Source organism: Leucobacter alluvii (assembly GCF_039530485.1).
In the GTDB taxonomy this organism is placed as follows: domain Bacteria; phylum Actinomycetota; class Actinomycetes; order Actinomycetales; family Microbacteriaceae; genus Leucobacter; species Leucobacter alluvii.
Map to the genome: position 1 here is coordinate 284,849 of NZ_BAAAOP010000001.1, position 18,280 is coordinate 303,128.

The 18,280-nt window shown below is 69.2% G+C and carries 15 protein-coding genes; 9 read left to right on the top strand and 6 right to left on the bottom strand.

Annotation, left to right across the window (positions count from 1 at the left end):
- Positions 1-60: 60 nt before the first annotated feature.
- The 4 genes from ABFX18_RS01310 to ABFX18_RS01325 all read left to right on the top strand — a co-directional run bounded on the left by ABFX18_RS01310 (position 61) and on the right by ABFX18_RS01325 (position 3,511).
- Positions 61-1,584, top strand: a complete 1,524-nt coding sequence (locus ABFX18_RS01310) for an FAD-dependent oxidoreductase (RefSeq protein WP_346057115.1) — start codon at positions 61-63, stop codon at positions 1,582-1,584.
- Between the two features lie 95 nt (positions 1,585-1,679).
- Positions 1,680-1,946, top strand: a complete 267-nt coding sequence (locus ABFX18_RS01315) for a DUF7218 family protein (protein WP_200331447.1) — start codon at positions 1,680-1,682, stop codon at positions 1,944-1,946.
- Between the two features lie 64 nt (positions 1,947-2,010).
- Complete coding sequence (locus ABFX18_RS01320; protein ID WP_090150698.1) at positions 2,011-2,892, top strand: SDR family oxidoreductase; 882 nt, start codon at positions 2,011-2,013, stop codon at positions 2,890-2,892.
- Between the two features lie 49 nt (positions 2,893-2,941).
- The gene (locus tag ABFX18_RS01325) at positions 2,942-3,511 is read left to right on the top strand and encodes a TetR/AcrR family transcriptional regulator (protein ID WP_200331450.1); all 570 of its coding nucleotides are present in this window, start codon (positions 2,942-2,944) and stop codon (positions 3,509-3,511) included.
- Here ABFX18_RS01325 and ABFX18_RS01330 read toward each other — a convergent pair.
- The 4 genes from ABFX18_RS01330 to ABFX18_RS01345 form a co-directional block, all read right to left on the bottom strand.
- Positions 3,508-4,974, bottom strand: a complete 1,467-nt coding sequence (locus tag ABFX18_RS01330; RefSeq protein WP_346057116.1) for an MFS transporter — start codon at positions 4,972-4,974, stop codon at positions 3,508-3,510. The genes ABFX18_RS01325 and ABFX18_RS01330 overlap by 4 nt on opposite strands.
- Complete coding sequence (locus ABFX18_RS01335; RefSeq protein ID WP_346057117.1) at positions 4,971-6,314, bottom strand: M20/M25/M40 family metallo-hydrolase; 1,344 nt, start codon at positions 6,312-6,314, stop codon at positions 4,971-4,973. Before ABFX18_RS01335 ends, ABFX18_RS01330 begins: the two co-directional genes overlap by 4 nt.
- 9 nt (positions 6,315-6,323) lie before the next feature.
- A complete protein-coding gene (locus ABFX18_RS01340) occupies positions 6,324-8,351 on the bottom strand; it encodes an oxidoreductase (RefSeq protein WP_346057118.1) in 2,028 nt (675 codons plus the stop codon).
- Positions 8,352-8,482: 131 nt separating this feature from the next.
- Entirely contained in the window at positions 8,483-8,686 is a 204-nt protein-coding gene (locus tag ABFX18_RS01345; RefSeq protein WP_090150682.1) for a cold-shock protein, read from the bottom strand.
- A gap of 320 nt (positions 8,687-9,006) precedes the next feature.
- Between ABFX18_RS01345 and ABFX18_RS01350 the strand changes: the two genes are divergently transcribed.
- Genes ABFX18_RS01350 through ABFX18_RS01370 form a run of 5 tightly spaced genes read left to right on the top strand, consistent with a single transcriptional unit; the run spans position 9,007 to position 15,035 of the window.
- Positions 9,007-9,921 (top strand): NUDIX domain-containing protein, encoded by a 915-nt coding sequence (locus ABFX18_RS01350; protein WP_346057119.1) that lies wholly within the window; start codon positions 9,007-9,009, stop codon positions 9,919-9,921.
- The gene (nadA, locus tag ABFX18_RS01355) at positions 9,918-11,258 is read left to right on the top strand and encodes a quinolinate synthase NadA (protein ID WP_346057120.1); all 1,341 of its coding nucleotides are present in this window, start codon (positions 9,918-9,920) and stop codon (positions 11,256-11,258) included. The genes ABFX18_RS01350 and nadA overlap by 4 nt, the downstream gene beginning before the upstream one ends.
- Positions 11,255-12,931 (top strand): L-aspartate oxidase, encoded by a 1,677-nt coding sequence (locus ABFX18_RS01360; protein WP_346057121.1) that lies wholly within the window; start codon positions 11,255-11,257, stop codon positions 12,929-12,931. Before nadA ends, ABFX18_RS01360 begins: the two co-directional genes overlap by 4 nt.
- Positions 12,925-13,773 (top strand): carboxylating nicotinate-nucleotide diphosphorylase, encoded by an 849-nt coding sequence (gene nadC, locus ABFX18_RS01365; RefSeq protein WP_346057122.1) that lies wholly within the window; start codon positions 12,925-12,927, stop codon positions 13,771-13,773. Before ABFX18_RS01360 ends, nadC begins: the two co-directional genes overlap by 7 nt.
- Before the next feature lie 29 nt (positions 13,774-13,802).
- Positions 13,803-15,035, top strand: a complete 1,233-nt coding sequence (locus tag ABFX18_RS01370) for a cysteine desulfurase family protein (RefSeq protein ID WP_346057123.1) — start codon at positions 13,803-13,805, stop codon at positions 15,033-15,035.
- On the opposite strand, the gene ABFX18_RS01375 is transcribed toward ABFX18_RS01370, so the two are convergent.
- Together ABFX18_RS01375 and ABFX18_RS01380 are read right to left on the bottom strand one after the other, a co-directional pair.
- The gene (locus tag ABFX18_RS01375) at positions 14,965-16,287 is read right to left on the bottom strand and encodes a DUF4192 family protein (RefSeq protein WP_346057124.1); all 1,323 of its coding nucleotides are present in this window, start codon (positions 16,285-16,287) and stop codon (positions 14,965-14,967) included. The two genes, ABFX18_RS01370 and ABFX18_RS01375, sit on opposite strands and share 71 nt — an antisense overlap.
- Before the next feature lie 158 nt (positions 16,288-16,445).
- Entirely contained in the window at positions 16,446-18,233 is a 1,788-nt protein-coding gene (locus ABFX18_RS01380; protein WP_346057125.1) for an FAD-binding protein, read from the bottom strand.
- Positions 18,234-18,280 lie beyond the last annotated feature (47 nt).

The window sequence follows — 18,280 nt, forward strand, 5'->3', positions numbered from 1 at the left end:
ACGGGGCCACGTCCTGTCAAGGGCCTGCCCTCCGTTCGAGGTCCTTCCTAGCTTGGAATCATGACTGCACTGTGGCACCGCACCGGCCCGACCATCTCCGTCTCCCCGTCGGAGCCGACGCCGCTCGGGCGTCGCTACGACACGGTCGTCGTCGGCGCGGGACTCACCGGCCTCGTGACGGCGGTCCTGCTCTGCAGAGCGGGTCAGCGCGTCGCCGTGCTCGAGGCCCGCGCGGTCGGAGCCGTCACGACGGGGCACACGACGGGCAAGCTCAGCCTCCTCCAGGGAAGCGTCTTCTCGCAGGTGCGGCGGCACGTCGGCGACGAGGCGCTCGTCGCCTATGCGGAGGCGAATCGTGAGGGACAGGCGTGGATGGTGCGCGAGCTCGAACGACTCGGTCTGCCGATCGATCGGCGCGATGCCGTGACGTACGCCAATGGCGAGGACCATCTCGACGCCCTGGAGCGCGAGCTCGAGGCATGCCGTGTCGCAGGAGTCGATGCGCGCTGGGCTGACGATACGGGCCTGCCGTTCGCGACCGCCGGGGCGATCACGCTCGATGACCAGGTCCAGTTGCAGCCCATCGAGGTGCTGGCGGCGCTCGCCGCCGAAGTGCTCGAGCGCGGCGGCGAGATCCATGAGCGGAGGCGCGTGCACGGGGTGGAGGAGGACGGCGACGCCCTGCAGGTGCAGACCGCGGGCGGCGTCGTGTCGGCCGACCGCTGCGTGCTCGCGACGGGTGTGCCGATCCTCGACCGAGGTCTGTTCTTCGCGCGACTGGAGCCCTCGCGCTCCTTCGTCACCGCCTATGACATGCCGGAGGACCGCATCCCACGCGGCATGCACATCTCGATCGACGCCCCGGACCGCTCCCTGCGCACCGCTCGCGGCACCGATGGGCAGACACTGGTCGTCGTCGGGGGCGGCGCGCACACGACCGGACGGGGCGGAGACACGGTGCGCACGCTGGCGGAACTCGATGCCTGGGCGCAGCAGAAGCTCGGCGCCGGGCCGCGGGTCACGTGGTGGGCCGCGCAGGATTATCAGCGGCACGCGTCGCTCCCGTTCGCGGGTCCGCTCGCAGGAGGGCACGGCCGCATCTTCACCGCGACGGGCTACGACAAGTGGGGGATGACGAATGCAGTGGCCGCGAGCCTCGCGATCGTGTCGCAGATGCTCGGCGGCCGGCTCGACTGGGCCGACACCATGCGCCACGCGGGCCCCGGTGTCGCCGGCGTCGCCGATGCGGTGCGCGTCAACGCGGAGGTCGCAGCGCATGTCGCCGTCGACTGGACCAAGGCGGTGCTGAGCGGCTCTGGCGCGGCCGACCTCGCGGAGGGGGAGGGTGCGATCGTGCGAGAGGGCGCCCGGCCGGTCGCGGTCTCACGCGTCGACGGGAAGCTCTGCCGCGTGTCGGCTGTGTGCACGCACCTCGGCGGCATCGTGAACTGGAATCCTGCAGAGCGCAGCTGGGATTGCCCGTTGCACGCCTCGCGATTCTCCGCAACGGGAGAGGTGCTCGAGGGGCCCGCCGTTCGAAACCTCGCAGCGGTCGATGACGACCGGAGCGCAGCCGAAGGCTAGCGACCCCATCGGCGACTGTCGAGGGGCTGCGAGACGGAGCATGGCTCGGTTAGCGTCGAATGCCGAGGACCACCCGACTGAGGAGAGGACGATCGATGCCGAAATCGAAGACCCCGCAGCTGAAGGATCCCGAACTGTACGACCGACTGCGCGAAGACGGGGCCTCGGCTGAGAAGGCGGCCCGAATCTCGAACGCGGCGGCGAAGGATGGCCGGTCGAACGTGGGGAAGCGCGGCGGCCACGCGGAGGACTATGACGAGCGCACCGTGCCGGAGCTGAAGAAACGGGCGAAAGAACTCGGGCTCAGCGGCTACTCGGATCTGCGCAAGCAGGAGCTCATCGACTTGCTGCGCTCGCATTGACCGCCGCTTCGGCGGCATGGAATACCCCTGAACATCGCAGTAACCGGATCACCGAGGAGGACGCATGACCCCGAACCTGGACCCGCGGACGAAGTACCCGAAGGCCCCGCTGCCGCAGCAGGAGCAGCCGTCGCAGCCCGGACTCACGGCGCCGATGCAGCCGGCGCCCGACCACGGCGAGGACACGTACACCGGCACGGGAAAGCTCGCCGGAATGCGCGCGCTCATCACCGGGGGCGATTCCGGGATCGGACGGGCCGTGGCGATCGCCTTCGCGCGCGAAGGCGCGGATGTCGCCATCGCGTACCTCCCAGAGGAGCACGAGGACGCGCAGGCGACGCTCGAACAGATCGAACTCGCGAATCGGCGCGGGGTGCTGCTGCCCGGCGATCTCCGACACGAGGCGGATTGCGTCGAGACGGTGAGCCGCACAGTCTCGGAACTCGGCGGCCTCGACATCCTCGTGCTGAACGCGGCGACCCAGCGTGAGCGCGGGCCGAACGCGGAGGTGACCCGGGACGCCGTCGAGAACGTGTTCTCGACGAATCTCGTCGCACCGATTCTGCTGTTCCGCGAAGCGGCTGAGCACCTGCAGCCCGGTTCGAGCGTCATCGTCACCGCCTCGGTGCAGGCGTACAATCCGTCGCCCGATCTGCTCGATTACGCAATGACCAAGGCGGGGCTCGTCGCGTTCACGCAGGCGCTCGCCGAGCAGCAGGGCGAACGCGGAGTGCGCGTCAACGCCGTGGCGCCCGGGCCGATCTGGACGCCGCTCATCCCGGCCACCGGCTGGGACGAGAAGCAGGTGCATTTCGGCGAGGACACGCCGCTCGGCCGCCCGGGGCAGCCGGCCGAACTCGCCGGCGCATACGTATACCTCGCTTCGGAGGACGCGTCGTACGTGTCGGGGGCCGTGCTCCCGGTGACCGGCGGCAAGCACCTCTGACGCTCAGCGGCTCACGAGGACGGGGCGTGCGTTCGCTACAGTGGTGAGCATGTCTCCGACCCGCGGGCGTCCGCATGCCTCCTCGCGAGAGATGCTTGCGGACGCCGCGTGCGAGCTCTTCCTGGAACGCGGGTACGAAGCGACGTCGGTGACCGAGATCACCAGGCGCGCAGGCGTCAGCCGTTCGAGCTTCTTCAATTACTTCTCATCGAAGGCGGAGATGCTGTGGTTCGTCTTCGACGCGAGGGTCGCCGCCCTTGAACGCGCATTGCGCGAGCACGACCGAGACGTTGGAACGGCGCTTCGCACCTTCGCCGCGGGGGAGGTCCCGGAAATCCTGGCTCTCGCCATCGCCGAGGGGCGGACGATGGACGTGGAGGGCGAGCTGGAGACTGGACGCGCGGTCCGGCAGCTCAGGATCGCCGCGGCCATCGAGGCGCGCCTGCGTCGCGACGGTCATGATGCGCGCCGGGCTGAGATCGTGGCCGCTGGGTACGCGGCGGCGCTCGTCGGAACCGTGTGGCGGTGGGCGCTGCTCGGCGCCGGACGCCACCGCCTCGACGCACTGCTCGAAGGTGCGATCGTCACGGCGGAGGAGATGCACGGGTCGGACGGCTAGCGCGGCGCCGAGCGATCGCTCGCGACAGCACGGCGATCCTCGAATGCGCGCTGCGGCACCACGAACCGGAGCGCGGCCGACGCCGCGAGAGCGGATCCCCCGCAGACGCACCAGACGATGACGTACCCGGTGAACGAGCCGGCGGTGCTGCCCCCCGAATCCGCGCCGGCTGCGCCCGCGACGCCGTGCAGGAGCGCGATGCCGAAGATCGCCGATGCGATCGCGCCGCCCACCGTCTTCGTCGAGTTGGTGAGTCCCGTCGCAACGCCGGTGAGACGGTCGGGCGCCCCGGCCGCCGCAGCCGCAGGCAGAGCCGCGACCAGGGCGCCCGAACCGAGCCCGGCGACGATCATGTTGATGATCATGTGCGGGTAAGCGGTGTGGAACGGCAGGAACATGAAGTAGCCGATCGCGACGAGGAGGGCGGCGGCTGCCAGCGCGTTCCGCGGCGTCGACCAGCGGGCCACCAGCGGATACGCGAGCGCGCCGACGACCATCGCGATGAGATAGACGCCGATGACGAGCGAGGTCAGGAAGCCGCCGATGCCGAGACCGTACCCGGCGGTGGCTGGATCCGTTCGAATGAAGGTCGACAGCGGGGCTTGTGCGCCGAGCACGCTCATGCCGAAGAGTGCCGCGGTCACGAAGACCGGCGCGAGCGCCGGTGAGCGGAAGAGGCGCACGTCGATGAGGGGATCGGGGTGTCGGAGCTCCCACCGTCCGAACGGCACGAACAGGAGGAGGCCGAGCGCGACGACGCCCCAGGCGAGGGGGCTCTCCACCCCTTCGATCCGCAGCAGACTCAGTCCGCCCGTGAATGCCAGGAGCGCGAAGGTGATGAGCATGAGCCCGACGGTGTCGAGTCGGCCGCCCAGTTTCACGGAGGATTCGCCGACGCCGAACATGATCACGAAGAAGCACGTGACGACGAGCACGCCCGGAACCAGGAGCACGCCGAAGATGGGGAACCCGTCGATGAGCCGCCCCCCGATGAGAGCGCCGGAGATCGCGCCGAGTTCGAGCGCGGCGACCAGCAGGCCTGCCGCCCGTGCGGTGAGCAACGAGCGTCCGTCACGGCCGGCCGTGCGCGACCAGATGAGCGCGATCTCGAGCGGCAGCCAGACGACGTACACCCCCTGCACTGTCCATGCGGCGAGAAAGAGCGGGAACGTATCGGCGAACGGCAGCGCGAGGGTCGCCGCTGCGGTCACCGCCGTGGACCAGAGCAGGATTCGCTTGTGCCCGATCATGTCGCCGAGTTTCGCGAGCACCGGCACGACCAGCGCGGACAGCATGAGTTGCGAACCCTCGAGCCAGTTCACGTCGGCATCCGGTACCTGCAGGTGCCGCGCGATATCGGACAGCATCGGGGTGTAATAGCCCTGGAGAAAGCCGCTCGTGAACTCGACGAACGCGAGGAACCCGACCACGCCGGCGAGCGCGCCGAGTCGTACGCGCGTCACGGGAGCTGCCGAGCGGGGAGCCGCTGGAGGAGCGAGCGGTGGAACCGGATGCCGCGTTCGAGTTCGCCGACGGCCACGCGCTCGTCGACGCCGTGGATCGTCGCCCTGAGTTCTGACGACATCGCGAGCGGCGCGAATCGGTACACCGCTGGAGCGAAGCGATGGAAGTGCCGCGAGTCGGTCGCCGCGAGCATCACGTACGGCACCGCGCTCGCTCCAGGGTGCGACGTGCGCACCGCGTCCGCGATGATCCCGAACTGCGCGTTCTCGGTCGATGATTCGGGTGAGGGGTCCTCGCCGTCGACGACGTCGATCCGGATGGCGCGGTCGGCGACTCGGCGCCGCACGCGCTGCACGGTGGAAGCCACGGTCTCTCCGAGCGCGATGCGCAGGTTGATGGTGGCGCTTGCGCGCGAGGGGAGTACGTTCGCCGCCGTGCCGCCTTCGAGCATCGTGGCCGCGATCGTCGTACGGATCATCGCGGCCGGCTCGCCTCCCATCCATGCGAAGAGGCGCGCCGTGAGACGAGGCCGCGCGGCCAGCAGCCGGTACAGCAGGCGGGCGGGTCCGTGAGTGCTCGGAACGAGGCGCTCGAGCATGCGGCTGACCCCGCGCGGAGTGCTGGTCGGAAATGTGCGGGGGCGCAGGCGGGCCACGGCGCGCGCGACACGGGTGACTGCGGTGAGGGGCGGTGGAGCTGAGGCATGGCCGCCGTCGCCCCGTGCGCTCAGCCGCAGGGTCATCGCGCCCTTCTCGCCGACGCCCACCATCGCCGCCTGCCCGCGCACGAACGGCAGCGGAGCATCGACCACCGCGCCACCCTCATCCAGCACGAGCCATGGAGTGATGCCCCGTGCCGAGAACGTCTCCGCGATGGTGCGCGCCGCATCTCCGAATGTCTCCTCGTTGCCGCCGAAGGAGAGGTACACGTCGCGTGCGGGAGCGAATCCCTCCAGCAGCAGCGTTTCGACGGCCTCGAGGATCACGAGCAGCGGCCCCTTGTCGTCGAGCGCACCGCGCCCGTGGACGAAGCCATCGGCGATGCGGCCCTCGAACGGCGGATGAGTCCAGGCGTCGCTCGCGTCGACCGGGACCACGTCGTAGTGCGCCATGAGCACAACGGGATCACTGTCCGAGTCGGCCCCGCGCCAGTGGAAGAGCAGCCCGAGTTCCGTGATGCGCTCTCGCGCGAGCCGACGATGCACGTTCGGATACAGCTCTTCGAGCAGCTCGACGAACGCCTCGAACGGTGCGCTGCCCCGTTCTTCGATCTCCGCAGAAACGGTGGGAATCCGAATCATGCGCGAGAGCCGGTCAGCAGCACCCGAGTGGTCCGTCATGGATGCACCTCACAATCTCGCTGCAAGTCGCGTGCCCTGATCGATCGCGCGTTTCGCGTCGAGCTCTGCCGCGATATCGGCTCCGCCGATGAGATGCGCGTCGATGCCGAGCCCGATGAGCTCGACGTGCAGATCGCGGGCCGGGTCCTGGCCGGTGCACAGCACGATGGTGTCGACTTCGATGGTCACCGGTTCGCCCTCGAGTCCGAGGTGCAGACCTGCATCATCGATCCTCCGGTACTCCGCCCCCGGAACCATGCGCACGCCCCGGCGGGCCAGCTCGGTCCGGTGGATCCACCCGGTGGTCTTGCCGAGCCCGGCGCCCAGCTTGCCGCCGCTGCGCTGCAGCATCACGACGGAGCGTTTCGCGGGCGCTTCGACGGCGACGGTCAGTCCGCCGGGGCGGCGGTACTCCGCGTCGACTCCCCAGTGGGAGAGGAAACCAGCGACGTCTGCGGGATCCTCTTCGGTATCCGAGGTGAGGAACTCGGCGACGTCGAAGCCGATGCCTCCGGCGCCGAGAATCGCGACGCGCCGGCCGACCGGAACGCGATCGCGCAGCACATCGAGATAGCCGACGACACTCGGATGATCGAGGCCGTCGATCACCGGTCGTCGCGGCAGCACTCCGGTGGCGAGCACGATCTCATCGAAGCCCTGTGCGGCGAGCGATGCTGCGTCGACCCGTTCGCCGAGCCGGACGGTGACGCCGGTCTCCGCGATACGCACTCCGAAGTACCGCAGTGTCTCCCGGAATTCGCTCTTGCCGGGTACCTGCAGTGCGACGTTCAGCTGGCCGCCGATACGGGTATCGGCCTCGAACAGCGTCACGTCGTGCCCGCGCGAGGCGGCGGTCGTCGCGCACGAGAGGCCGGCAGGGCCCGAACCGACCACGGCGATGCGTCGGGGGGCGGTCGTCGGCGAGATGATGAGCTCAGTCTCGTGCCCGGCTCGGGGATTCACGAGACACGATGCGACTTTCCCGGCGAATGTGTGATCGAGGCACGCTTGGTTGCACCCGATGCAGGTATTGATGCGTTCAGGGGTGCCAGCAGCCGCTTTCGCGATGAACGCTGGATCCGCCAGGAACGGGCGTGCGAGCGACACCATATCGGCGCATCCCTCGGCGAGCACGGCTTCGGCGCTCTCGGGGGTGTTGATCCGGTTCGTGGCGATGAGCGGAATCGACACGGCGCCCATCAGGCGATGCGTGACCCAGGAGAAGGCCGCGCGGGGCACCGAGCTCGCGATCGTCGGGATCCGCGCCTCATGCCAACCGATTCCGGTGTTGATCATCGAGGCGCCGGCGGCCTCGACGCGGAGCGCCAGGTCGACCACCTCGTCGAGTGTGGAGCCGTCGGGTACGAGGTCGAGCATGGAGAGGCGGTAGATGAGCATGCGCTCCTCGCCGAGCGCTGCACGCACCCGACGCACGATCTCGACCGGGAATCGTGCGCGACGCTGCGCATCGCCGCCCCACGCATCCGCGCGGTGGTTCGTGTGCGGCGCTGCGAACTCGTTGATGAGGTATCCCTCCGAGCCCATGATCTCGACACCGTCGTAGCCGGCGGCACATGCGAGCGCGGCCGTGTGCGCGAAATCGTCGATGGTGCGTTCGATGTCGGCCTCGCCGAGTTCACGCGGCGTGATCGGGGAGATCGGTGCAGGGAGGGGGCTCGGGGCGACGATATCGGGGTGCGCCCCGTAGCGTCCAGCGTGAAGGATCTGCAGGACGATGCGCCCACCCGCGTCATGCACCGCGTCGGTGATGACGCGGTGATCGGCGATGTCGTCATCACTCGTGAGCATCGCCGCTCCCGGAGTCAGTCGGCCCTCGTCGTTGGGGGAGACGCCGCCGGTGACGATGAGCCCCGTGCCGCCGACGACGCGCTCGCGATAGAACGCCGCCAGCCGGTCGAAGCCGCCCGGCGTCTCTTCGAGACCGATGTGCATCGAACCCATGATGATTCGATTCGGAAGTGTGATGGCGCCCAGCGTGAGGGGCCGGAACAGGTTCGGATACGTCAGCGTCGACATGCAGCTCCCGTGTCGGGGTCAGAATGTTCCGAATGTAGCGATGCGCCGATGCGAAGTCGAGGCGAGTGTGCGCTACATACAAAAAAACGAGGTGCAGGGCGTGAGCCCTGCACCTCGTTCAGTCGCGCGACTTAGAGTGCGCGGATGTTGCTTGCCTGCAGGCCCTTGGGGCCCTGCTCGACGTCGAACTCGACGCGCTGCTCTTCGAACAGGTCGCGACGGCCGTTACCCGAGATCGCGCTGAAGTGCGCGAAGACGTCGGATGCTCCGTCGTCGGGGGTAATGAAGCCGAAGCCCTTTTCCGAGTTGAACCATTTCACGGTGCCGGTGGCCATACTGTATTTCCTTCTTGTGTTGCTGGCCGCGAGAGCGGCCGGGGTGCCACGGCGACGGCGCCGACGTGGAGACTGGTAGCTTGCTGCATTTCAGCGGCAAATAAAACGTGCTGGAGAATCCCTACGTTCGGCATTACTGGTCTTACCCGTTGAGCCTATCCCACGGTTCGCGATCACGCGAGGCCTGGCTGCGTAATCGTTACTTTCGGCGAAGGATCTGTACTCGCATCTTGACAGCTCCCGATGTGCGCGTATGCTGCTTAAAGTCACATTGACTCTAACCTGGTCCGGTTGAGGGTATGGCGGAGAGGGAGGTCGACGTGGATTTCGCGGATGTCAGCGCGAGCGAACGCCCCTATCTCCCGCCTGCCGTTGCGGTCTCCACCGTGGCTTTCGCGCTCAACCCGCCGTCGGGCGCGTTGGTCGTCGAAGAGGGGGTGCGGCACGACGCGGCAGGGGAGACGAGCGCCACGCTCTGGATCCCGCTCGTGCGCCGCACGCGCGCACCGTATCTCGGACGCTGGGCGCTCCCGGGCGGTCCGACGCGCTGGGACGAGACCCTCGCCGACACGGCACTGCGTTCGATCCGTGCGGCGGCGCAGTGCACTCCGGGGTACCTGGAACAGCTCTACGCGTTCGGCGGAGTCGAGCGGTCGGCCGATGCGCAGCGCCTCGTCACCATCGCGTACTGGGCGATGCTCGGCGAAGACGATCTCTCGACTGCGGTGCCCGGCGGCGCCGAGGGCGGTTCCACGGGTGCATCGACCGCAGAGCAGGCGGGCGGGCGGAGATGGGATGACCCGCGCGTCGATCCTCCGCGCGCCGATCCCCCGCGCGCCGAGATCGGAGCTGCGATCGATGAGAGCGGCCGCGCCGATGCCAACGTCGCCTGGTGCTCCGCCGATGCGCTGCCCGACCTCGCCTTCGACCATTCCGCGATCACCGACTACGCGCTCGCCCGGTTGCGAAGCAAGACAGAGTATGCAGCCGTCGCCCACCGCTTTCTGGGACCCGTGTTCACCATCGGCCAGTTGCGCGCCGTGCACGAGGCCGTGCTCGGGTACGCCGTCGATCCGGCGAACTTCAGGCGACAGATCCTCGCGCGGGGCGCGCTCATCGACACCGGAGAGCGTGAGACCGGCTCACCGCACCGGCCCGCTCGACTGTACCGATTCTCGAACGAGGCGGCACCGGAGTTTCCGGATGCACGCCCGCAACCCCGGAGGCCAGCATGACCAGCGTCTACGAGCTCATCAGCGAGGCCGCAGAGCGAGAGCGCGAGATGCGGCCGGCATCAGCGCCGACGTCTCCCGCAGCCCGATCCCATCGCCGACCGATCGCTCTCCGTGCGACCGGGTCGTCGAGTTGCGATTCGGACCTCTCGCAGGATCCCTGGCAGGTCGACCGGGCGCCCGGGTACGGTCCCGGTGCGTCGACGATCGATCCGGTTCCCGAGCACTCCCCGCGCCAGGGCCCGCTTCCCGAGCGATACACCGCGGCGAGCGACGATCAGCTGGCCGACTGGATCACCGCCGCGCGCGAGGCCCTGGGTCCGCGCGTGCAGATCCTGGGACACTTCTATCAGCGCGACGAGATCGTGCAGTACGCCGACTTCGTCGGTGACTCGTTCATGCTCGCGCAAGCGGCGAAATCGAGCCCGGAGGCCGAAGCCTTCGTCTTCTGCGGAGTGCATTTCATGGCCGAGACCGCCGACATCCTCTCCGGGCGCGACCAGGCGGTGATCCTGCCGAACCTCGCAGCGGGGTGCTCGATGGCGGACATGGCCACGATCGACCAGGTCGAAGCGTGCTGGCGCGACCTGATGGCCGCCCTCGGCACGACGGCGGAGGACGGACGGCGCACCGTCATTCCCGTGACGTACATGAACTCATCGGCGGCGATCAAGGCGTTCTGCGGTCGCAACGGAGGGATCGTCTGCACGTCGTCGAACGCTCGCGCCGTGCTCGAATGGGCCTTCGAACGGGGGCAGCGGGTCGTCTTCTTCCCGGACCAGCACCTCGGCCGCAACACGGCGAAGGCCATGGGGATCGACGAGGCGGAGATGCCGCTGTGGCGGCCGCATCTGCCGCTCGGAGGCAACACGGAGCAGCAGGTGCGAGATGCGCGCGTGATCCTGTGGAACGGGTTCTGCTCCGTGCACAAGCGCTTCACCGTTGCGCAGATCGAGCGCGCGCGCGCCGAATACCCCGATGTGCGCGTCATCGTGCACCCCGAGTGCCCGGCCTCGGTCGTCGAAGCGGCCGATGGTGCCGGCTCGACGGAGTACATCAGACGGGAGATCGAGCATGCCGCTCCGGGCAGCGTGATCGCTGTCGGTACCGAGATCAACCTGGTGAACCGATTGCAGCAGCAGCGACCGGACCTGACGATCTTCTGCCTCGACCCCGTCGTGTGCCCGTGCTCCACGATGTACCGCATCCATCCGGCGTACCTCGCATGGACCCTCGAGGCGTTGCTCGACGGCTCGACGCCGAATCGCATCAGCGTGCCGGACGGCGTCGCCGATGACTCCCGCGTCGCACTCGAGCGCATGCTCGCCGCGAAGCCGTGATCCTCGTCATCGGATCGGGAGTCGCCGGTCTGTGCGCGGCGCTCGCCGCGGTGCATGCAGGAGCCGATGTGATGATCGTCGCGGCGGGGGAGCTCGGAACGGGCAACGGATCGTCCGATGGGCGCGAACGGGTGCTCGGGAACACCCCACTGGCGCAGGGCGGGATCGCCGCCGCGATCGGCATTGAGGATCGCGCGGCCGACCACCTGGCGGATACGTTGCGGGCCGGAGCGGGACTGACCGATCGTGCCGCCGCGGACGTGCTCGTGCGCGACGGGGCGCGGCTGGTGCGCGGACTGCTCGCGGAGGGCTTCGCCGCCGACCGGGGGAGCGACGGGGGCCTGGCCCTCGGCCTCGAGGCGGCGCACTCGAGAAATCGCATCGTGCACGCGGGCGGCGATCGTACCGGAGCGGTGCTGCATGCGCACCTCGTGGGTCGCGTGCTGGACTCCGTGCCCGGACGTCGGAACGGATCGCTCAACGGCGCCCTCGTCGTGCGCGAGCGAACGACCGTCACCGGGCTCCTCAGCGAGGCCGGCGCGGTGACCGGGGCGACGGTGCGCGATGCCGACGGAGCTGAAGCGAGCCTCTCCGCCGATGCCGTGGTGCTCGCAACCGGGGGCTACGCCTCGCTGTACCCGATGAGCTCGAATCACCCTGGAGCGCGCGGTTCGGGCATCGTGCTCGCCGCTCGTGCGGGGGCGGTGGTCGCCGACCTGGAGTTCGTCCAGTTCCATCCCACGGTGCTCGCAGAGGGGCAGAACGGCCGAGGCCTGCTGATCTCGGAGGCGGTCCGGGGTGCCGGGGCGGTGCTGCGCGACGCTCGGGGCGAACGGTTCATGCTCGGGCGTCACCCGCGTGCTGAGCTCGCGCCGCGTGATGTGGTCTCGCTGGAGACGCACCGCGCCATGCATCGCGCAGGTGCTGCTGAGGTGTGGCTCGACGCCACCCCGATCGAGCATCGTGAGGGCTCGGGAGCGCTGCGGCGCCGATTTCCCGCGATTTCGCGGGCGCTCGCAGCGCGTGGGCACGATTGGGCTCGTGAGCCGGTACCGGTCGCGCCTGCCGCGCACTACACGATGGGCGGGGTGGCGAGCGATACCTCGGGCCGCAGCAGTGTGCCGGGGCTGTTCGTCGCGGGCGAGGCCGCCTCGACGGGCGTGCACGGTGCGAATCGACTCGCTTCGAACTCGTTGCTCGAAGGTCTGGTGTTCGGCGGCCGCGCGGGAGCGGCTGCGGCGGGATACCGAGGTCGGCAGGACGAGTGGCTCGAAAGCGGCAGCGCTCTCGGGCGACTGGTGCTCGATGCGGACAGGTGCGTCGTCGGTGACGGCGAGCCGCGGCACACCGGGGCGCTCGAGCTGGAGGTCTCACGGGCGCTGGGCGCCCACCTGGGAATCGAGCGGAACGGCTCCGGGCTCGCGCTCGCAGCGCGGGTGTTCGAGCGCGGTGCGGGGGATGCAGCGCGGCTCGCGACCATGATCTGCTGTGCTGCGGCGGCCCGCAGGGAGACGCGCGGGGCGCACGTGCGATCGGATTTTCCAGACGTCGATCCAGCCCTCTCCCGCCGACGCGCGTTTCGCATCGAGTTCGGCACGGCACCGCCGCCGAGCCCGCCCGCACCGTCACGCCCCCGACAACTGACCCAACAGAGGAGCGTTTCCGTATGCTGACGCAGTCCATCGTCGATACCGCGGTTCGCGCCGCTCTCGCGGAAGACGCTCCGTGGGGCGACCTGACCGCCGAACTCGCGATCCCCGCCGATCTCGGCATTTCAACACGCCTGGTGGCCCGCGAATCGGGTGTGTTCGCGGGCGGGGCGATGGTGCGCGAGACCTTTCGGCAGGCGGATGCGCGCATCGAGATCACGGATCTCGTGGAGGACGGTGCGGTGTTCGCCGCCGGAGAGGTACTCGCCCGCGTTGCCGGCCCCGCCAGAGGCGTGCTGACCGGCGAGCGCGTGGCGTTGAACTTCGCTCAGCGGCTCTGCGGTGTGGCGACGCTCACCTCGCGCTTCGTGACGGCCGTCGCGCACACGTCTGCGCGCATCGCCGACACCCGCAAGACGACGCCGGGTCTGCGCGCTCTCGAGAAGCATGCGGTCCGCGCCGGGGGCGGTGTGAACCACCGCTTCAGTCTCTCCGACGCGATCATGGTGAAGGACAATCACCTTGCAGCCCTCGGCGCATTCGACACCGCGACGACGACGCGCGCGTTGCGGCTTCTGCGGGAGCGAGCCGGGCACACGACCGCGATCATCGTCGAGGTCGACCGGCTGGATCAGCTCGATGCGGTGCTCGCCGCCGACATCACGGGGGTGCTGCTCGACAACTTCCCGCTCGACGATCTGAGCATGGCGGTGCAGCGGATTGCGGGCAGCGTCGTCGCGGAGGCGAGCGGAGGGGTGTCGCTCGAGACGGTGGCCTCGATCGCGGAGACGGGAGTCGATGTCATCTCAGTCGGGCAGCTGACGCACGGTGCTCGCGCGTTGGATCTGGGTCTCGATGCGGATTGAGCGCCGCGCATGAGCTGGGAGCACCGCGCATGAGCGGGGGAGCGCCGCGCCTCGGCTCGAGTGCCGACGGGTATCTCGACGCCGCAGCGACGGCGCCGCTGCGGCCTGAGGCGCGGGCCGCGATGATCGATGCGCTCGACGACGGCGCGGCGAACGCCTCGAGCGTGCACCAGGCCGGTCATCGTGCCCGTTCACGGATCGATGCGGCACGGTCTGACATCGCGACGGCATTCGCTGCGCGTCCGTCCGAGGTGATCTTCACGTCGGGCGGTACCGAGGCCAACAACCTCGCGATCATCGGGCTCGCACTCGCGAACCCTCGCGGTCGGCACCTGGTCACCACGCCGATCGAGCATCCGTCGGTGATCGAGAGCTGCCGGTATCTGGAGCGCGTCTTCGGCTTCTCGCTCGACTTCGCAGAGGTGGACGAGGTCGGACGCGTGAGTGCCTCGTCGGTCGCAGCGCTCGTGCGCTCAGACACGGCGCTCGTGTCGGTGGGGCTCGCGAATGCGGAGGTGGGTACAGTGCAGGATCTGCCGCGGATCGCGCAGATCGTGCACGCCAGCGGGGTGCTCCTGCACACGGACGCCGTGCAGGCCGCTGCCTCCTTGCCGGTGCGCTTCGGGTCCGCGACCCTCGGCGTCTCAGGAGCCGCCTGGCCGGGACCCGGTATCGATGCGATGACGATCGCGGGCCACAAGTTCGGCGGGCCGCAGGGAACCGGGGCGCTGCTCGTGCGATCCGGTCTCGCCGTGGAACCGCTGCTCCACGGCGGCGGGCAGGAGCAGGGGCGCCGAGCCGGCACCGAGAACGGACCGGCGCTCGCGGGCTTCGCCGCTGCGGTGCGCGCAGCCAGTGCGGAGATCGGCTCGCAGGGCGTGGCGCTGATCGAGTCGCGCGAAGCGCTGATCGAACGCGTGCTCGCGGACGTGCCGGGAGCCCGTCTCACGGGCGATCGCGCAGAGCGACTGCCGGGGCACGCGTCGTTCGTCGTCGACGGGGTGAGCGGAGAGTCGCTCCTGGTGGCCCTCGACGCCGCCGGGTTCGCGGTGTCCTCTGGTTCGGCATGTGCTGCGGGATCGGATGACCCGTCTCCGGTGCTGCTCGCACTCGGATTCTCCGCCGAACTCGCGCAGACCGGCATCCGATTCACGCTCGCCGGGCCCGTGACCGCGGCCGCGATCGACCGCATCATCGAGGTGCTGCGCGCCGAGACTGCGTCTGCTGCGCACCGCCGAGGCTCGTGGAACGGGTCGCAGTGAGTCTCCGATACAGCGGTTTCGTCGTCAACCGGTGCACCATGGTGGCGAGCTCATGCCCAGCATCGATGGCGAGAGCCTCATGCGCCTGGCGGCGTGCCACCGACTGATTGCCCTGCAACCACCAGAGCCACGCGCTCAGTGCGAGCATGCCGGGTCTGAGGGGCTCCGGCGTCTCGCTCATCGTCTCTCGCAGTCGGGCGAGCACCCCGCGCAGGCGGCCGTGCTCGGTGAACTCTGGGCACGCACCGTCGAGGATGCGGAAGATGGACCAATCCGATGCGGCGACGCGTGTGCGTTCTCGCCCGGCCGAGGTGTTCGCGCGGCACTCCGTTCGGAGCCCCGCGGCCGGTTCGTCGGTGAGCGGTGGGAGATCGATCTCGAGTTCCACCGGCACGCCGGTGAATCTGCCGATGGGCAGTTCCGCGGCGAGTTCGAGAGGGAACTCAGGACGGGTGAGGAGTCCCAGTGCGATGATCAGCCAGCGATCGGAATGCGCACTGTTGCGGACCAGGCGCGCCGCAGCGTCACTGCTCAGCGGGCCGTCGGCGCACAGATCGCGGGTCGACTCCGCGGCTTCGGAGATCCAGGCGAAGTACGAATCGGAGGTGCTCCCGGACTCGGAGCGCAGCGGGGGGACGCGCTCCGAACCCGGGAAATCGGAGGGAGGATGGTGTTCGAGCGCGCGCGCCAGTGCCGCGGCACGCGCGGGATCGGCGGTCGGAATCTCTCCGAGCCGTTGGAGTTCGACCGGTGCCTCGATCTGTCGGAGCGGGCCGCGGATGACGGGGCTCTCCGCGATCTCGCTGAGGGGTCGCCCTGCCAGTGGCGGACGCGGGTCGAGGAAGCTCAGCCATCCATCTGCAGCGAGTAGGCAGAGTTCTCGGATCTCGACGCCGTCGCGACGGAGGCGGCGCTCGATGCGCCGCGCCAGTCGTTGCCATGGGGGAGGGCCCGTCACGTCGAACGACGCGTTGCTGACGATGACGACGGCCACCGCGACCGGGTGCTCGTGCATCGCGGAGAGATCGTGCGCGAGCTCGCTCATGAGATCGAGGATTGCGAGTGCATCGCCGGGATCGTCACTGCGAGGGAGGTCGATGCGGACCGCAGGGCCGGAGCGTGCGCCGATGAAACAGATCACGAACAGGCTGTCGGTGGCGGTGAACCCGGTGAGATAGGGCAGGGCCGCGAGGAAGTCTGCGGTGCCAGAGCATCGGATGACGGGGCGGGGGTCGGATTCGCGTTCGGTCATGATCCGATCCTCCGATGCTGCGCCGCACGACGAACGGTTATGCACAGAACTCGGCGCGGAGCACCGCGATTTCGTTTCCACGCGGCGGTGTGAGCGGGACTCCGCATCGCTCTGACCACCGCCGCGCGGAACTCGTGCTGCGGGACTGACCGCCCCGGCTACTCGACGAGCTTGCCCTGAACGGTGTCGTCAGTGGCGGCGAGCGCGAGATCGCGGAAGGCCGCCGGCGCCTCCGGGAGCGGCTCGAATACGGCACCGCGATCCGGCGTCCAGACGAAGTTCCCCCGCAGAGACGGATCCTGCTCGGTGTAATCGGAGCGGTTGTGGCAGCCGCGGGTCTCCCGACGCTCGCGCGCGCATTCGATCGTCGCCCGTGCGGCGAGCATCGACCCGTACAGATCGAAGGCATGAGCGAGGTCGTCGAATCCCGCGATGTCCGGATGCGCCGTGACCCGCGCCACGCGCTCCTGCAACGCTTCCAGCTTTCCGAGTGCGGTCGTGAGACCGGCCTCGCTGCGCACGACGCCGACGTGCTCGGTCATGATGTCTCGCAGAGCGCGCTGGAGCCGACGCGGGCTCTCGGTGCTCTTATCGGCGCTCCCCGCTCCCTCCAGCAGGTTCTGCATCTCCGCGCGCGCCTCGGCGACGGCGGCCGGGTCGCGGCGGATCTCGGTGAGCCCCGACACGTAGTCCGCGGCATCGGAGCCGGTAATGCGGCCGTACACGAGCAACTCGATGAGGGAGTTGCCGCCGAGGCGATTCGCGCCGTGCAGGCCGCTCGACGCCTCACCGATCGCGTAGAGTCCCGCGACCCCGGTGCTGTGCGTGTCGGGCGTGACCCACACCCCGCCCATCGAGTAATGGGCGGTGGGCGCGATCTCGATCGGCTCCTCGGTGATGTCGAGCATCTGCAGATCGATCAGCGTGCGGTACACCCGTGGCAGCTTCGAGAGGATCTGCTCGCGCGGAAGATGCGAGACGTCGAGGAAGACGCCGCCGTTGGTGGTGCCGCGGCCCTCAGAGATCTCGGTGTAGCTCGCGAGAGCGACGCGGTCCCGGGTCGAGAGCTCCATGCGTTCCGGGTCGTAGCGCTCCATGAAGCGCTCTCCGAGCGCGTTGCGCAGGATCCCGCCCTCTCCTCGAGCCGCTTCCGAGACCAGCGTCCCGGCGGCGTCGGCGGGCTCGAGGATGCCGGAGGGATGGAACTGCACGAGTTCTGCGTCGCGGATCTTTCCGCCGGCGAGCGCGGCGAGTCGGAACGAATCGCCGGTGTTCTCATCGCGCCGGGAGGAGGTGTTGCGCCAGATGCGCGTGTGGCCGCCCGCCGCCAGGATCACGGCGTCGGCGTGGATGACCACCGGGGCTCCGTCGACGATGTCGAACCCGTAGGCGCCGAAGATGCGTCCGTCGGCGACGAGCAGGCGCGTGATGTACACCGTATCCACGATCGAGACGCGCAGTTCGGCTGCGCGCCGCATCAGGGTGCGCTGAATCTCCAGGCCGGTGTAATCGCCGGCGTACGCGGTGCGGCGATACTTGTGCGCGCCGAAGAAGCGCTGGCTGATGCGGCCGTCGTCCTCGCGGGCGAACGGCATGCCCCAGCGCTCCAGATCCTCGATGCCGCGCGCGGCGTTGCGGGTGACCGTCTCGACGATCGCGGGGTCGGCGAGGAAGTACGATTCGCGGAGAGTGTCGGCGGCGTGCTGTTCCCAGCTGTCCTCGGGATCCATCGTGCCGAGGGCGGCGTTGATGCCGCCTGCGGCGAGGGTCGTGTGCGCGTCGTGCGCGCGCCGCTTCCCGACGGCGAGCACCTGGACGCCGCGCTCCGCGAGTTCGATGGACGCGCGGAGTCCGGCTCCGCCGGTGCCGATGACGAGTACCGAGGTGGAGAGGAGGCGCTCGTTGCGAGCAGCTCCCTGGGCGGGGGTGGGAGAGATGCGATTCATGCTCATCACGCTATGACCGGCCGATCGATTACTCCAATGAATAGACC

What these genes read in the sequence shown, in the direction of transcription:
- ABFX18_RS01320 (WP_090150698.1), top strand. Translation starts at nt 2,011, where the DNA reads ATGACCCCGAACCTGGACCCGCGGACGAAGTACCCGAAGGCCCCGCTG.
- ABFX18_RS01335 (WP_346057117.1), bottom strand. Translation starts at nt 6,314, where the DNA reads ATGACGGACCACTCGGGTGCTGCTGACCGGCTCTCGCGCATGATTCGG.
- ABFX18_RS01345 (WP_090150682.1), bottom strand. Translation starts at nt 8,686, where the DNA reads ATGGCCACCGGCACCGTGAAATGGTTCAACTCGGAAAAGGGCTTCGGC.
- ABFX18_RS01310 (WP_346057115.1), top strand. Translation starts at nt 61, where the DNA reads ATGACTGCACTGTGGCACCGCACCGGCCCGACCATCTCCGTCTCCCCG.
- ABFX18_RS01375 (WP_346057124.1), bottom strand. Translation starts at nt 16,287, where the DNA reads ATGACCGAACGCGAATCCGACCCCCGCCCCGTCATCCGATGCTCTGGC.
- ABFX18_RS01315 (WP_200331447.1), top strand. Translation starts at nt 1,680, where the DNA reads ATGCCGAAATCGAAGACCCCGCAGCTGAAGGATCCCGAACTGTACGAC.
- ABFX18_RS01340 (WP_346057118.1), bottom strand. Translation starts at nt 8,351, where the DNA reads ATGTCGACGCTGACGTATCCGAACCTGTTCCGGCCCCTCACGCTGGGC.
- nadA (WP_346057120.1), top strand. Translation starts at nt 9,918, where the DNA reads ATGACCAGCGTCTACGAGCTCATCAGCGAGGCCGCAGAGCGAGAGCGC.
- ABFX18_RS01325 (WP_200331450.1), top strand. Translation starts at nt 2,942, where the DNA reads ATGTCTCCGACCCGCGGGCGTCCGCATGCCTCCTCGCGAGAGATGCTT.
- ABFX18_RS01370 (WP_346057123.1), top strand. Translation starts at nt 13,803, where the DNA reads ATGAGCGGGGGAGCGCCGCGCCTCGGCTCGAGTGCCGACGGGTATCTC.
- nadC (WP_346057122.1), top strand. Translation starts at nt 12,925, where the DNA reads ATGCTGACGCAGTCCATCGTCGATACCGCGGTTCGCGCCGCTCTCGCG.
- ABFX18_RS01380 (WP_346057125.1), bottom strand. Translation starts at nt 18,233, where the DNA reads ATGAATCGCATCTCTCCCACCCCCGCCCAGGGAGCTGCTCGCAACGAG.